Consider the following 17370-nt stretch of genomic DNA (forward strand, 5'->3'; position numbering starts at 1 on the left):
AGCCACGAGTCGGCTCCGTTTCCGGATCCACGGGGGAACCGGTGTGCGAGTCGTGTCGGCCTGACACTGCTGTGGGGGTCTGAGCCCGCCTGAGCGCCTCGGCCGCGCGCGCCATCGCGTCACGGTGCTCGTCGCGTATTCGATGCAGCTCACGCCGCCACCCGCCGGCGGCGCTCACAGTGTTCCCGCTTCACTCAGGCCGGCACCGGTGCTCGACTCGTGTGATTCGGCCGGAGGACGCGGGAGATCTGCCGACACCGGATGCTGCGCGGCCGACGGATCATTCCCGGCCTCGTCTGCATCCTGCTGGACGGTCTCGTCCGTGGGCGATTCCGGCAGGCACTGCGCCTGCGCATCCGTCGACATGGGATCGGACCCCTGGCTCGGCACCGAATCGGCGGGTGCCGGCTCGACAGGACCGGACTCGGTCGGTGTCGTGTCGGCAGGACCGGACTCGGTCGGTGTCGTGTCGGCAAGACCGGAGTCGGTCGTCGGCACAGGTTCGGAGGTCGGCACAGGTTCCGACGGCGGCGTGGCTGCCGGTATCGATGGCTGGTTCGCATCCACGTTGTCCGCAGCACCGGGTATCTCGACGATCTCGGGCAGGCCGAACGGGCCGATTCTCAACTCGAACGAGCGAACCCCCAGTCCCGGGGTTTCGAGTCGGAGCGTCACAGCACCGTCCTCTGAGAGTGCGATGCGAGCGCGATGCCCATCGAGCTCGGCCTCGAGATGGCCGCGCTCGTCGGTGGACGCGGGCGAGCGCGAGTCGATCGGCAACGACTGCTCCGGCAGAGACGATGGCACCGACTCCGTTCGCGGGCCGGCAGGATCGTCCTGCACCGCTGATCCGCCGTCCGGTTCTGCAGTGGACGGAGCCGTGACGTCGCTGGATCTGCGGTCATCGGAATTGCGGTCATCGGAACTGCGGTCATCAGCACTGCCGTCATCTGCGCTGCGGTCATCTGGGATCGCAGTGCTCAACGCTTCGTCGACGCGATCCACGATCTCGGCGACCACCCGATCCACGAGTCCGTCCAAGGATTCGCCGGCTCGAGAAGCGGACCCATCTTCGGATGTTCGTGGACCGGACGAGTCGGTACCTCCCGCGACCACGGATGGACCGGTGTTCGGAGCCGCGACTGCCGGTGCTGCGACTGCCGGACCCGCGATCGACTGTGCCGCACTGGCTGCCGGTGTCGTAGGAGCAGATGCAGTCGCCGGGGGCGTTGCCGACGAGTCGTCGGCTGCCTGCCACGGTTCGGCAGACGTTGCGCCGGGTGCAATTGCCCAACTCCGCTCGTCGAGATCGCCGAACGGCGGGTCGTGCACGTCGCCCAGAACATCGACCAGCAACGCCAGACTGTCTCGAACGGCGGTGTCCGTCGATGTGCATGCGTCGAGCACAGCATCACAGGTGGTCTTCATCCTCGGGACGAACTCCTCGTGGATCCACTCCCTACTGCGTTCACCCACCTCGGCTGCGAACTCGTCCGATACGTCCGCACTTCGAGCTCGCTCGGCCAGTTCCTCGAATGCCGCCGCCAACCGAGGAAACACCGACTCTCGATCGAACGGAACGCATTCGATTCCCGAAGCAAGCAGGATCGCGTCGATCTCGTCGACAGTTCGACCGTCCACCGCATCGATGTCGAGTCCTCCGAACAGTTCTGCCTTGTCGGTGACTGCGTCGCGAAGAACTTCGACGACGGCGGACATCGTCTGGTGTGAGTCCTCGATCGATTTCAGGAACTCGGTCGCTGTCTGCTGTTCGGCCGAGAGATGGATCTGCACGGCGTCGCCTGCCTCGCCGTGCCATCGCATCTGGAGAACCCGGCGCAATCGAACGTGTTCCTCGAGCTGATCGCCGAGTGCCGCAGACATAGCTTCGACCGCGTCGGCATCGTTGCCGAGCGCGCCGAGATTCAGGCCACGCTGTTCGTCGTACCGCGCACATATTTGCTCGTACTTCGGAAACTCTTCGCTGCTCGATACCCGGGCGACGAGTGGCAGGAAGCGCTCGAAGTGCAGCAGCCCTACGGCATTCGCATCGAGAATCTCGTCTATCGACGAGTGCTGCTCCGGAGAGACGGGAGGTGGCGTCATCGAGGCGACTCGATCGCGTCTGCCGTCGTCTCGTCCTGGCCTTCGTAGTCGTTCATGGCAGTGACGATGGCGTTGGCGACGTCCTCGACCGAGGATCTCCACGAGTCGACGGCCCGGCCGAGGCCGTGGTGAGCTTGGGTGTACGCAGCGCCGAGGTCGCCGTAGTTCTGTCCGGCACCGGCCGCCCCGAAGCCCGCGTCGGCCACCGAATCCGCCGCACTGCCGAGTGCGTCTGCCGATACCGCCAAGGCTTCTGCAACTCCGCGAACGCGGACCGCGTCCACCGAGAATCCCTCACTCATACGTCCCCGTCTCGCCCTCGATGTGCCCCTTTCTCACTATGACGTGCGCCGACGCACATCGGTTCCCCAGCGAGCGGTAACGTCCCGATGTGAAATGTCAGTAACAGGTACCTGAAGTAGCTGCCCGAGCTGCTCACCGAACGAGGAGTCCCATGCACATCGGAACGATGCTGAACTACAGCGGTGGTTTCAACGAGACGGTTGCCGAGGTAGCCGAGCTCGAGAAGGCAGGTCTCGACATCATCTTCGTGCCCGAGGCCTACTCGTTCGACGCCGTCAGTCAACTCGGATTCCTCGCCGCCAAGACGAGCACGATCAAGATCGCGTCCGGCATCTTCCAGATCTACACCAGGACACCGTCCCTGACCGCCATGACCGCCGCCGGTCTCGACTACGTATCGGAGGGCCGCTTCGTACTCGGACTCGGCGCATCCGGGCCGCAGGTCGTCGAAGGCTTCCACGGCGTCAAGTACGACGCACCGATCGCACGAACCCGCGAGGTCATCGAGATCTGCCGCCAGGTCTGGCGTCGCGAGAAGGTGCAGTATCAGGGCAAGCACTACCAGATTCCACTGCCTGCCGACCAGGGCACCGGCCTGGGCAAACCCCTCAAGCTCATCAATCACCCTGTGCGCGATCGCATTCCAGTCGTCATTGCCGCTCTCGGACCCAAGAACGTCGAGCTCACCGCCGAGATCGCCGAGGGTTGGCAACCCATCTTCTACTTCCCCGAGAAGGCAGCCGACGTCTGGGGAGATTCGCTCGCTGCGGGCAAGGCCAAGCGTGACCCGTCGCTCGGCGAACTCCAGGTGTTCGCAAGTCCCACCCTGGCCATCGGCGAGGACGCAGAAAAGTACCTGCCCTGGGTCAAGCCACATCTCGCGCTCTACATCGGCGGCATGGGTGCCAAGGGCAAGAACTTCTACAACTCCCTGGCACAGCGCTACGGATACGAGGCCGAGGCCGAGAAGATCCAGGATCTGTATCTCGCCGGCAAGAAGGAAGAAGCGGCCGCTGCGGTCCCCGACGAGCTTGCTCGCGCAGTGAACCTCATCGGACCGGAAAGCTACGTCAAGGAGCGGGTCGCTGCCTTCGCCGAAGCAGGTGTCACCACTCTCAACGTCGCGCCGCTGGCCGAGAACACCGCCGGACGCGTCGCGCAGTTGACAGCGCTGCGCGAACTCACCGCCTGAGACGTCAGACCGACGCGACCCGGCCCGCCAGCTCTTCGGCGAGCCGGGTCGCGACGTCGAGCTCGGATGCCTCGACCATCACTCGCACCAGCTGCTCGGTACCGCTGGGGCGCAACAGAACTCGGCCCGATTCGCCGAGTTCGCGCTCGGCTACGGCCACCGCGTCCGATACCGACGGTGCCGACGCCACGGCCGCTTTGTCCGTCACTCGCACGTTGATGAGCACCTGCGGCAGGGTACGCATCACCGACGCCAGGTCTGCGAGACTGCTGCCGGTCTGCGCCATCCGTTCCATCAGTCGCAGCGCAGTCGCGATGCCGTCGCCCGTCGTGCCGACGGCGGGAAGCACCACGTGACCGCTCTGCTCGCCGCCCAGCGCGAATCCGCCACGGCGCAGTTCCTCGAGCACGTAGCGATCTCCGACTGCCGTGGTGCGCAACGTGATTCCGGCTTCACGCATCGCAATGTGCAGACCGAGATTACTCATGACCGTGGCAACCAACGTGTTGTCGGTCAACTGATTCGCGTCACGCATGGCAATGGCCAGAACGGCCATGATCGCGTCACCGTCCACCACGGAGCCCGATGCGTCCACGGCCAGGCAGCGGTCGGCATCTCCGTCGTGGGCGATACCGAGGTCGGCACCGTGCTCCACGACGGCCTTCTGCAACCCCTCGAGGTGCGTCGATCCGCACCCGTCGTTGATGTTGATACCGTCGGGTTCCGCGTTGATCGCCACCACCGTTGCGCCGGCCCGTCGGTAGATCTCGGGCCCGACGACCGAGGCGGCACCGTGCGAGCAGTCGACAACGACACGGACACCGTCGAGTCGATGCGAGACCGACGCAGCGAGGTGCTCGATGTACCGGGTGGCCGCGTCCTGGGCGACATCGATTCGACCGATCGCAGCACCGGTCGCGTCGAACAAAGGTCCGTCGTTCTCGGAGCGCGCGTCGGGATCGAGGGCGGCTTCGATGCGGTCTTCCACGTCGTCGTCGAGCTTGTGTCCGCCCGCAGCAAAGATCTTGATTCCGTTGTCGGGCATCGCATTGTGGGATGCCGAGATCATCACACCGAGCGCCGCGCCGTATTCTGCGGTCAGGTAGGCAAGCGCCGGTGTGGGAAGCACTCCGACGTCGATCACGTCGACACCCGAGGCGGTCAGTCCGGCCGACACGGCGGCACCCAGCATCGCTCCACTGACGCGCGGGTCACGACCCACGAGTGCCACGCGTCTGCCGCCGTCGACGTTCGGTGCCAATACGGAGGCCGCTGCTCTCGCGATCTGCAACGCCAGCTCTGCGGTCAGAAGCCCGCCTGCCAGTCCGCGAACCCCGTCGGTACCGAACAATCGCGCCATGAACCAAGAACTCCTTCGAGCGGAGAGTGTGTCGTGAGAAATGCCTCGAGGGCAGGCATCCGATACTGATGGAGCCTGCCCTCGAGGATGGAACGGGTAAGACGCGTCAGCGCTTGGAGTACTGCGACGCCTTACGGGCCTTCTTCAGGCCGTACTTCTTGCGCTCCACTGCACGGGCGTCACGGGTGAGGAAGCCGGCTGCCTTGAGCGGCGGGCGATCATCGGGGGTGAGCTCGATCAGCGCACGCGAGATGGCCAGACGCAGTGCGCCTGCCTGTCCCGACGGGCCGCCGCCGTGCAGCAGGGCAACGATGTCGAAGGACTCCGCGCGATCGACGAGCACGAGAGGAGCCTTGATCAGCTGCTGGTGCACCTTGTTGGGGAAGTAATCCTCCAGGGTGCGGCCGTTGAGTTTGAATCCACCGGTGCCGGACGACATCCGCACACGAGCGACGGCTTCCTTACGGCGACCGACGGTCTGGATCGGACGATCGAACACGATCGGGGCCGGAGCGGCAGCAGCGGCCTCGATGTCCGCGGTCACCTCCGGCTCTTCGACGGCCACGAACTCGTCGGCGGCGATCTCTTCGATGTTCTCCTGCGACGTCACGTCATTTCCCTCCGGCGCCGTCACTGGGACACCTGCTTGATCTCGAACGGAACGGGCTGCTGGGCGGCATGCGGGTGGTTGGGGCCCGCGTAGACCTTCAGCTTGCTCGCGATGGCATTACCGAGCTTGTTCTTGGGGATCATGCCGACAACGGCCTTCTCCACGAGACGATCGGGGTTGTTCTCGAGCACCTGGCGGGTGGAGCGCGACTTCAGACCGCCCGGGTGGCCGGAGTGGTGGTGGTGGAACTTGCCGTCGAGCTTGTTGCCGCTGATGGCAACCTTCTCGGCGTTGATGATGACGACGAAGTCGCCACCGTCGACGTTGGGTGCGTAGGTGGGCTTGTGCTTACCGCGGAGCAGAGTCGCGGCCTGAACGGCGAGGCGTCCGAGCACGACGTCCGTGGCGTCGATCACATGCCACGTCCGGGTGGTGTCCCCGGCCTTCGGGGCGTAAGTAGACACAGAAAATTCCTGTCTTCATGATGTCGCTGCTGGCCAAGACGAGTGGATGCCCTCGGCGGCCAGTTGAGACCCGAGGACAAGAGCTCGATGCGCACAAGAACACGCGGCGAGCCCATACACGCCAACGGGAGACGATACCGGCAGTGGTCCCCCAGGTCAAAAACGTCTCAGCGCAGGCGCACGCACTGCACGCACCGGCGGGCGGCCGGAAGCGCCTCGAGCCTGATCGCCGGGATCTCGGTCCCACACCTGTCGCAGATACCGTACGTCCCGGCGGCGAGCCGCGAATCCGCCGCGTCGATCTCTCGCATCTCAGCCTCGGTGTCGTTTATCAGTGCCGCGATCTTCGCTCGCTCGAACGCGATCGTCGACCCTTCCGGATCGTGTTCGTCATCGTCGGTGGTCCACCTCGATCCTTCGATCACCGACGCCAGTTCGTCCCGCAGGGACTCGAGTCGATGCTCCGAACGAGACCGCTCGGCCCCGAGTGCTGCTCCGAAATCCGTCACCACACCAGTAGACCCCCGAGGTGGGCTCGGATGCCGAGAAACGGCATCTGCCCCGACCGAATTTTCTCGGTCGGGGCAGATTTTGCCGTACGTCTCGCCCGCAAGTCGAGAAAATCAGCGAGCCATTCGCGCCTTGTTGGCCATCTCGACGCCGTGCATGGTCTCGCCACCGGTGCGGGCAGCCGCGACGAGACTCGACAGAATGAGATTGAGCTCGTCGGATGCGGAATTCCACTGGCGCTGAAGCTCGTAGTAGGACGTCATCGCGTCGCCCTCCCACGATTCGTAGAGCCGCTTCGCAGTACTGTCCACGTCCCCGAGGAGGTCCTTGGTCACGTTCGCCTGCTTGTTCATCGCCTCGGTCAACGCCGCGATCTGCGCGAAGTCGTATTTCATGTCGAATCAGTCTCCTTGGTCGAGCTCGGTCGTGTGGTTTGTCTCGTGGTCACCGGATACGAGGGGTTACTTGAAGGAGGACAGGCCCGAGTTCAGGGACCCGGCCACCTGGTTGACGGCCGACACGTTGTCGTCGTCGGCATCGGAGTAGCCGTGGCCGTTGGTCTTGATGTCCGCGGAGATCTGTTCCAGCGCGCTGCGCATCTTCTGTGCGCTGGTGTCCCACTGCGCCATGACGTCCTGAAAAGACTTGCCTGCCTTGCCGACCCAAGCCTCGGCGGTCTGTTCGACGATGGAGCGGACTGCTGAATTGGAAGCGTTGATCGAGACGCTCAGCCCCTCGATCGTGGCTCCGGCAGCGACGAGCTCCTGCGGTGTGACTGTGACGCCGTTCGACGAACCCGTAGATTCCGGTCCCCCTGGATATCCCACTTCGACTCCTAGTACTCGTTACTCGAATCACGTGCACCCGCGGCACACGTGCTGTTCGACCGAGAGGCCTTGTCCGGCCTGCTCACTCCCCTACATCTCCTTGGACGCAGCAACCCCTCGATTCGGTTCCGGCTGCACTCGAAAAACTGTGGTCGGCTCTCACGACGCCGGGACGATCTCCAGGCTCTGGGTGGCCAGGTCGCATTCGGCGTCGATCACGGCCGAGTCGTCGCCCTCGAACTGGCAACCGATACTGACCTGCAGATCGGCCTCGACGAACACCCGCCAGAGCACCGTCGAATCGTCGATGGGCGTCTCCGTGTAGGCGATCCCGACCCGACTACCGAAATCACGGACAGGTTCGAGCGACCCGATTGTGGAGTCCGGGCCACGGGCATCGACGGCCGACCGGAGCTCGGCCGCCACCTGTTCCTGCGTCGAACCCGGCGTCAGGTCGGCCACCGTGACGACGATGCGTCGGTCCGGAGGTACCGGCGGAATCAACACCATGCGGTCCGGGTCGTCCAGCCTGGTCCAGGTGGCCGGCAGACGCATCGAGGCCCGTCCCGATACGAACGTCACCGTTCGAACCGGCAGAGGTACATCGGTCGACGTGGTCGCCGGTGCCGTATCGACGGCAGACGCCGACGTACTGCTGCTCGGTGCCACGATCGGCGAAAATGGCTGTGCTGCTGAGGTTTCGACCCTCCCGGGCGAACTGGAGACGAAATACACCGCAGCACATGTCGATACGACGGCAACCGCGACTCCGACCGCGACTGCGATTCGAGAGGACACCGGATTTCGTCGAGGGGACGGCACGATGACGTCGTCGAGCCACGCTGCCGACCGAGTCGTCGCGGCACGGACGGACGGTGCCGGTTCGAGATCCGCGCCGGCCCGTCGATACAGCGACCTGGCGATATCGAGTCCGGTCAGCCACCTGTTGCTGCGATCGACGACGAGGTCGGCTCCAGCGTTCGCCGATGCCACCACGAATACCTCGTCCGGGCAGTGCGAGACCGACGAACGAACGTAGTCACCGACCGCTTGCCGCCAGGCATCGTCGTCGCCTGCACCGAAGGGGACGACGGCACCGGTGTCACCGCCGTGCGCCCCCGACGGGTCGATGACGAGCACGGTCGTATCGAGAGCACCCACTTCGACGACGACCGCGGCGGACGGCGCACGTTCACCCGAAGACTCGATCGCGGCCGCGGCCGTCTCCACGAGCACCACCTCGTTCGCCGACGCCGCGAACGTGGCGCGAAGGAAACCCGTGCGCTCGTCGCCCCAGATCGACGGATACGCGATCTCGAGTACATCGAGTCGGTCGTGCACCCCGGCGTTCTGCAGTGCCGACCATACGATCCCGTGCAGGACTTCGCCCCGGTTCCACACCGAGGTTCCCACCGCGATGTACGGGTCGTCGATACACAGCAGGGGCGGTATCTCCCCTGCTGTGTCGGCACGACCGAACACGAGCCGGCCACCTTCGACCGTGGCGAATGCCGAGCCGACGCACTCTCGCGGTCCCTCGAGCGGGCCGCTCGTGGCGACGACCGAGACCTCGGCATACCCCAGATGCACTGCCGCATAGCACCACCAGTCGGTCAACTGGAATGCCCGAGCTGGACGAGAGCCTGACCGGAGCGATCGACGAAGACGCCGCGTCCGGGCGGCATGGCACTGGGCCGTACTGTCCCGAGCAGGTTCCCCTCGTCGCGGCTTCCGCTCATCACCAGACCCGGTGTCACCAGATCGCGTAGCCGCCCGATGACCGGGTCGAACAGTGCCCGGCCTGCGCCGCCCGAGCGGCGCGCCACGATGACGTGAAGCCCGATGTCTCGTGCGTGCGGAAGATGTTCCACCAACGGAGCCAGAGGGTTTCCCGACGACGTGGCCACCAGGTCGTAGTCGTCGACGAGGACGAACACCTCGGGACCATCCCACCAGGACCGGTCGCGAAGCTGTTGTTGGGTCACATCGGAACCCGGCATGCGGTCGCTCATGCGACCGGCGAGGTCGACGATCATGCTCGTCAGAGTCGCCTGCGAGGCGGCGTAGCCCGCCAGATGGTCGGAATCGACTGTGCCGAGCAGAGTTCGGCGGTAGTCCGCGACGATGATCTTGACCCGATCGGATGAATTGGCCAGGGTGAGCGATCGACAGATCCCGCGCAGCAGAGACGTCTTGCCGCACTCGCTGTCGCCGAACACCAGGAAGTGCGGATTCTCCGCGAAATCGAGTACCACCGGCGCCAACTCGGCCTCGTCGATCCCGATGGGAACTCCGAGTTCGGGAGTGCCGCCGCGTGTTCGAGGCCACGCATCGCCTAGTTGAGCGAGGATTGCGGACCGTTCGAGCAACTCCGGAAGCATCCGAACCGGCGGCGCAGGGGTTCCCGTGGACGCCGCGGAGATCGCCGCGACCGATTCACCGACAGCGCGGAACAGATCGTCGACGGAACTCCGCTGGTCCACTCGAGGAAGCGCAATCGACATGTGCAGTCCTTCCCTGGTCATACCCCGGCCGGGCCGACCTTCCGGAACACTCGCCGCCTTCGCACGGCCCATGTCCGAATCCGACGGATCGCCGAGGCGCAATTCCAATCGGGTACCGATCAGATCTTTTGTCGCAGGCCGAACTTCGGCCCATCGCGACGCCGTGAGGATCAGATGCAGACCGAATGCAAGGCCCTGGGTGGCCAAGGTAGCGATCGACTGTTCGAGGCTCTCGAAGTCGGATCTGATGGACGGCCACCCGTCGATGACGAGAAAGACGTCCCCGAACCGATCATCGGGATCGACGGGCTGCGTCGCACGTCGACGCCGGAACTCTGCCATCGAGTCGATTCCGCGATCACGGAAGGTCTTTTCCCGCTGCCGCACTACACCCGCAACCTCGGCCACGGTCCGCCGAACCCGATCGACGTCGAGCCTGTTGGCAACCGATCCCACGTGCGGAAGATCGGCCAGACCGGCCAACGTTCCGCCGCCGAAATCCAAGCAGTAGAACTGGATCTGCGCGGGTGAATGCGTCATGGCCAGCGCCAGAATCAGCGACCGAAGAGCCGTCGACTTCCCCGATTGCGGAGCTCCGACGATAGCGACGTGACCTGCTGCACCGGAGAGATCGACGGTCAGCAGATCGCGGCGCTGATCGAACGGTCGATCGATGATCCCGATCGGAGCACGTAGACCCGAACGTGGATCGATGCGCTCGGTCAGGACCGACTCGGGCAGCAGCTGTATCAACGTGGGGGCAGCATCCAGCGGTGGCAACCACACTTCGTGAGCCGGCACCCCACGCCCGCGTATTCGTCCGACGACCACATCGAGCACCGTTGCACCGGTGTTCTCGGACTCGGCCGGCTCCGGTTCGTCCACGGGAGCCTGCGCGGCCTCGATACGGCCGACATCGATGGAATCGAGTGGTACCGCGTAGGCAGTGAAGGGCCTCGGCCTGACGTCGGCTCCCAGCACAGCTCGCGCACCGATACTCGACCGTGGCGGCTCGTAGGGGCCGGAGACGTACGCTGCAGCGAACCTGACGATTTCGGCAGAATCGCACTTGAGGTAGCCCGCACCGGGTTGCGCGGGAAGGTGGTAAGCGTCGGGAACGCCGAGCACCGAGCGAGACTCGTTCGCGGAGAACGTCTTCAATCCGATTCGGTACGACAGGTGACTGTCCAGCCCGCGCAGTTTTCCCTCTTCGAGGCGCTGACTGGCCAGGAGCAAATGCATATGCAGTGAACGTCCGAGCCTACCGATCGCCACGAACAACTCGGCGAATTCCGGCTGCTGACTGAGCAGCTCCGAGAATTCGTCGACCACCACGAACAGAGCGGGCATCGGTGCCAGGTTCGCCCCCGCGGCGCGCGCCTTCTCGTAGTCCGAGACGTTCGCGAAGTTTCCGGCCGAGCGCAACAACTCTTGGCGACGATTCATCTCGCCGGCCAACGCGTCGCGCATTCGATCCACCAACGCCAGATCCTCCGAGAGGTTGGTGATCACCGCGGCGACATGCGGTGCGGACTCGAGGCCTGCGAACGTCGCGCCGCCCTTGAAGTCGACGAGCACCAAGTTCAGTTGTTCGGGCGAGTGCGTTGCCACCAATCCGAGCACCAGCGTGCGGAGGAACTCCGATTTTCCGGAACCCGTTGCACCGATGCACAATCCGTGCGGTCCCATCCCGTTCTCGGCCGACTCCTTCAGATCGATCTCCACCGGACTCCCGTCGGGTGCCACACCTATCGGCACCCGCAGTCTGTCGCGGCCGCGACGCATCGTCCAGGCCCTGTCGGTATCGAGGGCACCGACATCGGCGATCCCGACCAGACTGTTCCATCCCGAGACTCGCACCCCGTCGTCGCCGGTGGCATCGCCCACCGACGACGCGGACGAAGCGCGAAACGGCGACAGGCGTCGGGCAACGGCGTGCGCCTGGGTGGTACTCATCGAATCCGCGACGGCGAAAACCTCGACCGCTGTCCCGCTCACGGCACCGATCGATCCGTTCTCGGCGAACAACTGGAGACCGCGCGATGCAGCGAGTCTGGGACAGAGACCGGACAAGTCGATGATCGTGACGGAATCGAGGCCCGTGTCGGTGAGGTCGGTCGACCTGTTGTCGAGAAGTCCGCCGTCCACCACGATCACCAGCTGAACTACGCCGGCGACCGGAACTGCCCCGCGTGCGAACCGATTTCGTGAGGCGAGCACATCGCCCAGTGCACTTTCGAGTTCGAGAAAGCTCCCGAAGATCATCCGAGCCGACCCTGCGACGTCACGCACAGCGTCGTGCTGCGTGTGTGGAAGCCACTTGGTCCACTCCCATTGCTCCACGGTGTCCGGACCGCAGACGATCGCGACCGCAACATGATCGGGGCCGTGAAAGCTGCACAGGGAGGCCAACATCGAGCGCACCATCGCTCGCGCACAGTCGCGATCGCCTGCTATCGACAGCGCAGCGAACCCCCTCAGCGACACCGCCGTCGGCAGCGCGGACACCACCGAATGCGCCCGCACGAAACGGCGCAGCGACACCGCAGACACTGGCTCGAGCTCCTCCACCGGTCCTGTCTCCGGCGGTACCAGACGGGTGGCCAATCTTTGATCACCGCGGCCGACCCGCACATGAGCGAAATCGGGGTCCGACTGTCGTCGCTCCCACATTCGTTCCGTTCCGGCGACCGACCACAGGGTCTCGGGTGACGGGTGGCTCCATTCGAGGGCCCTGCGCTGCGCACGCTCCGTCTCGGCGACGTCGCGGCGCAGCTGATCGAGGTAGCGCAGGTAGTCCTTGCGGTCCTCGTTCGCCTCGGCCGTACGTGCTCCCCCGGACTTGCCGCCGCCAGCAAGCATTCCCACCATGGACATCAACATCATGGCCGGGAACATCAACATCATCGGGTTGGCCGCCGCACCGGAGGTGAACATCAGCGCGACCATCCCGACCATGGCCGCGACCATCACCAACGGCATCAATTTCATCAGCAGATTGCCGGGAACTGCGCGCGGAATCTCGGGTGGTGGCTGCAGATCGACCTCACCGCCCGGCGACCGGGGCACTGCCCTGCGCGCGCCGCGAACGAAGCGCACGGTACTCATCGGTCCGCCCCCACGGCTGCGCCCCCACAACTGCCTCGCTGCGACCTCCCCCCGAGGCCACGTGGACGACAGGCTAACGCATCGCAGACCGGGCGGTCCACGCACACTTCGAGTGCCTGCCCTACTCGCCGCCGCCGCCGGGGTCGTACCGCGCGGGGCTGCGAGAAATAGAACGCCGCCCGACGCAGTTACACATGAATGCGGCTCCCTTGCCGTGCGCTCGACGAACGAAAGGCTGGCTCCCACCGTGTCCGTACCCCTGTCAATCCTCGATCTCGCACATGTGGGCGAGGGCGAATCAGTCCGCGACAGCTTCGACGCCAGCGTCACGCTCGCTCAGCACGCCGAGAACTGGGGATATCGACGCATCTGGTACGCCGAGCACCACAACATGAAGTCGATCGCGTCGTCCGCTACGTCGGTGCTCATCGGCCACGTCGCTGCCCATACCGAGCGGATCCGGCTCGGGTCCGGCGGAATCATGCTCCCGAATCACGCGCCGCTGACCATCGCCGAGCAGTTCGGCACGTTGGCGACCCTGCATCCGGGCCGGATCGACCTCGGCCTGGGTCGCGCCCCTGGGAGTGACCAGGTGACGATGCGCGCAATGCGCCGCGATCCCGAGTCCGCAGATCGATTTCCCCAGGACGTCCAGGAATTGCAGGGGTACCTGTCGACGGAGTCGTTGATCCCCGGGGTGAACGCAACGCCGGGTGCCGGTACCGAAGTGCCGCTCTACATCCTGGGCTCGTCGCTCTTCGGTGCTCAACTCGCCGCAGCACTCGGACTGCCCTACGCCTTCGCCTCGCACTTCGCACCCGATGCGCTCGAACAGGCCGTCGCGATCTATCGCCGTGACTTCCGGCCGTCGGCACAGCTGGCCGAGCCGCACCTGATCGTGGGTGTCAACGTGATCGCGGCGGACTCACTCGCCGACGCGCAGGCTCAATTCCTCCGCACCAAGCGCAGCCGCGTCAGCCTGCTGCTCGGCCGAGGCCGGACCTTCACCGACGAAGAAGCCGACATGGTTCTCGAAGCGCCGGCAGGACAACAGATCGCGAAGATGACCAAGTATTCGGCCGTCGGTACCCCGGACATGGTCAAGGACTACCTCGATCGATTCGCCGAGCGCACGGGTGCCGACGAGCTGATCGTCGCCTCCGGCGTGTCAGATCGAGCATCGTGGCTTCGCTCCTTCGAGTTGCTTGCACAGGTGAGCGACCTCGTCGCAGCCTGAGCGCGAGTGTCCGCGAGCGGTGTGAAGGACGATTGCGAGTCGTCGTGATGTCGTAAGGTGTGCACGCAGATGCCCAGTGGGGCGGGCATCTGCACGCGAACAGTACGCATCCGGGGGGATCTTCATGACACGCGCCGACAGCCGTCCATCGGTCGGCCCAGGGCCGTCGACCACCGCACCAGAAGCACACCGTCGGCCATCGGGAACGCATTCCGTGTTCGCGCAGGACGTCTGCCGGGTGACGGTGTTGGCCAGGTCCACCCAGGTGGATATGGCGCTGCCTGTGGACGTTCCGGTCTCGCTTCTCGTTCCGGGGATCATCGACATGATCGCTGGAGTGCAGCCTGCGGAACGACCCGGGGTGGCTGGAGTGCAGCCTGCGGAACGACCCGGGGTGGCGGGAGTGCAGCCTGCGGAACGACCCGGGGTGGCGGGAGTGCAGCCTGCGGAACGACCCGGGGTGGCGGGGTACGACGTCGATCCTGAGTCCGAGGGCGTGCCCGTGGCGTGGACGCTTGCTCGAATCGGGTTGCCTCCGCTGTCGCCGACGGCGACCTTCGCCGAACTGTCGGTTCGCGACGGCGAGTTGCTCGTCTTGGGCGTCGCCGAGCGGCCTGCACCGGTTCCACTCTTCGACGACCTCATGTATTCCGTTGCGAGAGCAGGCAGTGACGACGTCCCACACTGGACTGCACGCACTGCGCGAACCGTGGGCTCGGTCGTCACCGCATCGTTGGTGTTGTTGGCGTGCGCGACGGTGTTGCGTGGGCCGATTCGCGACGGAGCCGAGAATGTGGGCGATATCGTGGGGGGAGTCGCTGCGGTGACTGCCTCGATCCTCTTCGCGATCGCGGGGGTGATTCTGGGGCGGCTGTATCGGCAGGACGCGGTCGCGGTGCTGTTCGGCGGGTGTGCCGTCACGCTGATGTTCACCGGCGGAACTCTGCTGGTGCCAGGACAATTCGGTGCGGCGCAGCTGATGTTGGGCTCGGCCATGGCCGGCGCGACGGCCCTGTTGTCCCTGCGGATCGGTGGAACCGGCTTCGCGTTGTTCACCGCCGCGATCGTGCTGGCGTTGCTCACGTTCCTCGCGGCTGTGTGCACGCTGTTCACCACGATGTCGCAACCGGCGATCGGAACTGCTGCGGCTCTGGCGGGTCTCACGGGAATTGCTCTCTCCGCGCGCGTGTCGATGATGCAGGCCAAGTTGCCGCTTCCGCCGGTTCCCACGGCAGGCGCACCGCTGGATACGGTCGAGGAAGCCGAACTGGACGCGATGTCGTTCGAGGATCTGCAGGGAGCCGCAGCACGAGCGCGGAGTTACCTGACCGGTCTGCTGCTGGCGTTCACGGTCGCCGTGGTGGCAGGAGTTCTCGCTGCGGCGGCCGACGGTACAGGGGGCGGCGGCGAGTGGCCTGCGGTAGCGCTCGCGGCGCTGTTCGCTCTCGTTCTCCTACTGCGAGGTCGCACCTATGCCGTTGTGGTACATGCTGTTCCGCTTGTCGCAGGCGGGACGACGATTTTGTTATCGCTCCTCGTCGGTGCCGTGATCGCGTTGCCCGAATACTCCCTCGCTTTGTTCGGCGTGGCAGTGGCCGGAGCCGTGACGGCATCGATCTTCGGCGCATTCGTGCCGACACGCACGTACTCGCCGGTGATGCGACGATCGGCCGAGCTCCTCGAGTATGCCGTCATTGCCCTGGTCATCCCGGTCGCCGTGTGGGTGTGCGGGTTGTACAGCGTCGTCCGCGGGCTGTGATGCCGCGCAGGCGGCACACAATCGTCGTTGCGGTGCTCACTGCTCTCGCCGTGTTGTCGAATGCCGTTCTCGGGGTCTCTCCCGCTCGTGCCGAACGTCCCCTGATCGATCCCGCCCAGTTGCCTGCACCGAGTCCCCCGGCTCCTCTCGAGCCCACGGAACAGAAGAATGCGTGCGCTCTTCCGTCCGAGACACCCGACCCGCAGGAGGCTCCGACCGCGCAGAAAGCGCTGGACTTCGCGTCGGTCTGGCCCATCACTCGCGGAGCCGGTCAGGTGGTCGCTGTCATCGATACCGGTGTCACCGCTCATCCGCGTTTATCGGGTCTGGGCCCGGGCGGCGATTACGTCAGTGCAGGTGACGGATTGTTCGATTGCGATGCGCACGGCACCATGGTCGCCGGTTTGATCGCCGCGAACACCGCGCCGGGCAGTGGATTCGCCGGCGGCGCCCCGGATGCACGCATACTCTCGATCCGCCAGTCCAGCAATGTTTTTCAGATTCTCGACAACCGACCCGAGGAGGACAGAGCCGCCGAGCCGGAGAACGCCGCGGGGTACGGAAACGTGCGCACGATGGCCATGGCCATCAGGACCGCGGTCGACTCCGGGGCGTCGGTCATCAATATCTCGGAAGTGGCCTGCGTACCCGCGGGAGGCGGTGTGCCGGACGGTCCCCTCGGTGCCGCGGTGCACTACGCCGTCCGTGAGAGAAATGTCGTCGTCGTTGCCGCAGCGGGAAATCTGGGCAGCACGTCCTGCCAGGCGCAGAATCCTCACGCGGATCCGCTTCGGCCCGATGCAGATCCGTGGGACGGCTTCGCGACCATTGCAACCCCGGCCTGGTTCGACGACGTGTTGACCGTCGGTTCGGTCGAGTCGGATGGCACGCCGTCCTCGTTCAGTCTTGCGGGTCCGTGGGTCGACGTCGCCGCGCCGGGCTCGAACATGACCTCACTGTCGCCTTCGGGCAGCGGACTGGCGAACGGCACTCGGGGCAACGACGGTGTGAATCCCATGACGGGAACAAGTTTCGCGGCACCGCTGGTGGCTGCTGTCGCGGCGCTGGTGCGCGCCCACCGGCCCGAGCTGACTGCGCTGGAAGTGGTGGACCGAATCGAGAGAACGGCGCACGCACCGGCCGAGGGGTGGAATCCGTTCGTCGGTCACGGCGTCGTCGATCCACTCGCCGCTGTCACCGACCTCGTGGTGCCTGCACCTCGTGCCGCGCTTGCGAACAGCGTCGCGATGCGCGCTCCGCTTCCACAGCCTGCACCGGATCATCGTCCGCAAAATGCAGCGGTGACAGGTTCGGTACTGGTCGCGGTGATTCTGGCGCTCGGTCTCGCGCTGTCGATACCTTTGCGTCGGCGGGGCCGGCCGTAACGAGT

The 17370-nt window shown here is 65.4% G+C and carries 14 protein-coding genes; 4 read left to right on the plus strand and 10 right to left on the minus strand.

Annotated features, from left to right (window positions below; genetic code table 11):
- Positions 1–174 precede the first annotated feature (174 nt).
- Both CH305_RS26055 and CH305_RS26060 read right to left on the minus strand, forming a co-directional pair.
- On the minus strand, positions 175–2106 hold the full coding sequence (locus tag CH305_RS26055; protein WP_094705464.1) for a hypothetical protein: 1932 nt from the start codon (positions 2104–2106) through the stop codon (positions 175–177).
- Positions 2103–2408 carry a type VII secretion target gene (locus CH305_RS26060; protein ID WP_032404680.1) on the minus strand — a complete coding sequence of 102 codons (306 nt, stop codon included), beginning with the start codon at positions 2406–2408 and terminating at the stop codon, positions 2103–2105. The genes CH305_RS26055 and CH305_RS26060 overlap by 4 nt, the downstream gene beginning before the upstream one ends.
- Before the next feature lie 152 nt (positions 2409–2560).
- Between CH305_RS26060 and CH305_RS26065 the strand changes: the two genes are divergently transcribed.
- The gene (locus tag CH305_RS26065) at positions 2561–3601 is read left to right on the plus strand and encodes an LLM class F420-dependent oxidoreductase (RefSeq protein WP_032404679.1); all 1041 of its coding nucleotides are present in this window, start codon (positions 2561–2563) and stop codon (positions 3599–3601) included.
- Between the two features lie 4 nt (positions 3602–3605).
- Here CH305_RS26065 and glmM read toward each other — a convergent pair whose 3' ends face one another.
- From glmM to eccCa, 8 genes are all read right to left on the minus strand, one after another.
- Entirely contained in the window at positions 3606–4961 is a 1356-nt protein-coding gene (gene glmM, locus CH305_RS26070) for a phosphoglucosamine mutase (protein WP_094705466.1), read from the minus strand.
- Between the two features lie 106 nt (positions 4962–5067).
- Entirely contained in the window at positions 5068–5595 is a 528-nt protein-coding gene (gene rpsI, locus CH305_RS26075) for a 30S ribosomal protein S9 (RefSeq protein WP_032376665.1), read from the minus strand.
- Positions 5592–6035 carry a 50S ribosomal protein L13 gene (rplM, locus tag CH305_RS26080; protein ID WP_027496344.1) on the minus strand — a complete coding sequence of 148 codons (444 nt, stop codon included), beginning with the start codon at positions 6033–6035 and terminating at the stop codon, positions 5592–5594. The genes rpsI and rplM overlap by 4 nt, the downstream gene beginning before the upstream one ends.
- A 167-nt stretch (positions 6036–6202) precedes the next feature.
- Positions 6203–6544, minus strand: a complete 342-nt coding sequence (locus CH305_RS26085) for a TraR/DksA C4-type zinc finger protein (protein ID WP_094705566.1) — start codon at positions 6542–6544, stop codon at positions 6203–6205.
- Positions 6545–6658: 114 nt separating this feature from the next.
- Entirely contained in the window at positions 6659–6940 is a 282-nt protein-coding gene (locus CH305_RS26090; RefSeq protein WP_032376663.1) for a WXG100 family type VII secretion target, read from the minus strand.
- A gap of 66 nt (positions 6941–7006) precedes the next feature.
- A complete protein-coding gene (locus CH305_RS26095; RefSeq protein ID WP_032376662.1) occupies positions 7007–7372 on the minus strand; it encodes a WXG100 family type VII secretion target in 366 nt (121 codons plus the stop codon).
- 159 nt (positions 7373–7531) lie between these two features.
- The gene (locus CH305_RS26100; RefSeq protein ID WP_094705468.1) at positions 7532–8989 is read right to left on the minus strand and encodes a type VII secretion-associated protein; all 1458 of its coding nucleotides are present in this window, start codon (positions 8987–8989) and stop codon (positions 7532–7534) included.
- A complete protein-coding gene (eccCa, locus tag CH305_RS26105; protein ID WP_094705470.1) occupies positions 8986–12984 on the minus strand; it encodes a type VII secretion protein EccCa in 3999 nt (1332 codons plus the stop codon). The genes CH305_RS26100 and eccCa overlap by 4 nt, the downstream gene beginning before the upstream one ends.
- 247 nt (positions 12985–13231) lie before the next feature.
- On the opposite strand from eccCa, the gene CH305_RS26110 reads away from it, so the two are divergent.
- From CH305_RS26110 to mycP, 3 genes are all read left to right on the plus strand, one after another.
- Positions 13232–14221 (plus strand): LLM class flavin-dependent oxidoreductase, encoded by a 990-nt coding sequence (locus tag CH305_RS26110; protein WP_037147832.1) that lies wholly within the window; start codon positions 13232–13234, stop codon positions 14219–14221.
- A 124-nt stretch (positions 14222–14345) separates the two neighbouring features.
- Positions 14346–15980 (plus strand): type VII secretion integral membrane protein EccD, encoded by a 1635-nt coding sequence (gene eccD, locus CH305_RS26115; RefSeq protein WP_143545333.1) that lies wholly within the window; start codon positions 14346–14348, stop codon positions 15978–15980.
- Complete coding sequence (mycP, locus tag CH305_RS26120) at positions 15980–17365, plus strand: type VII secretion-associated serine protease mycosin (RefSeq protein ID WP_094705474.1); 1386 nt, start codon at positions 15980–15982, stop codon at positions 17363–17365. Before eccD ends, mycP begins: the two co-directional genes overlap by 1 nt.
- Positions 17366–17370 lie beyond the last annotated feature (5 nt).

This window comes from Rhodococcus sp. 15-649-2-2 (genome assembly GCF_002258645.1).
GTDB lineage: Bacteria > Actinomycetota > Actinomycetes > Mycobacteriales > Mycobacteriaceae > Rhodococcoides.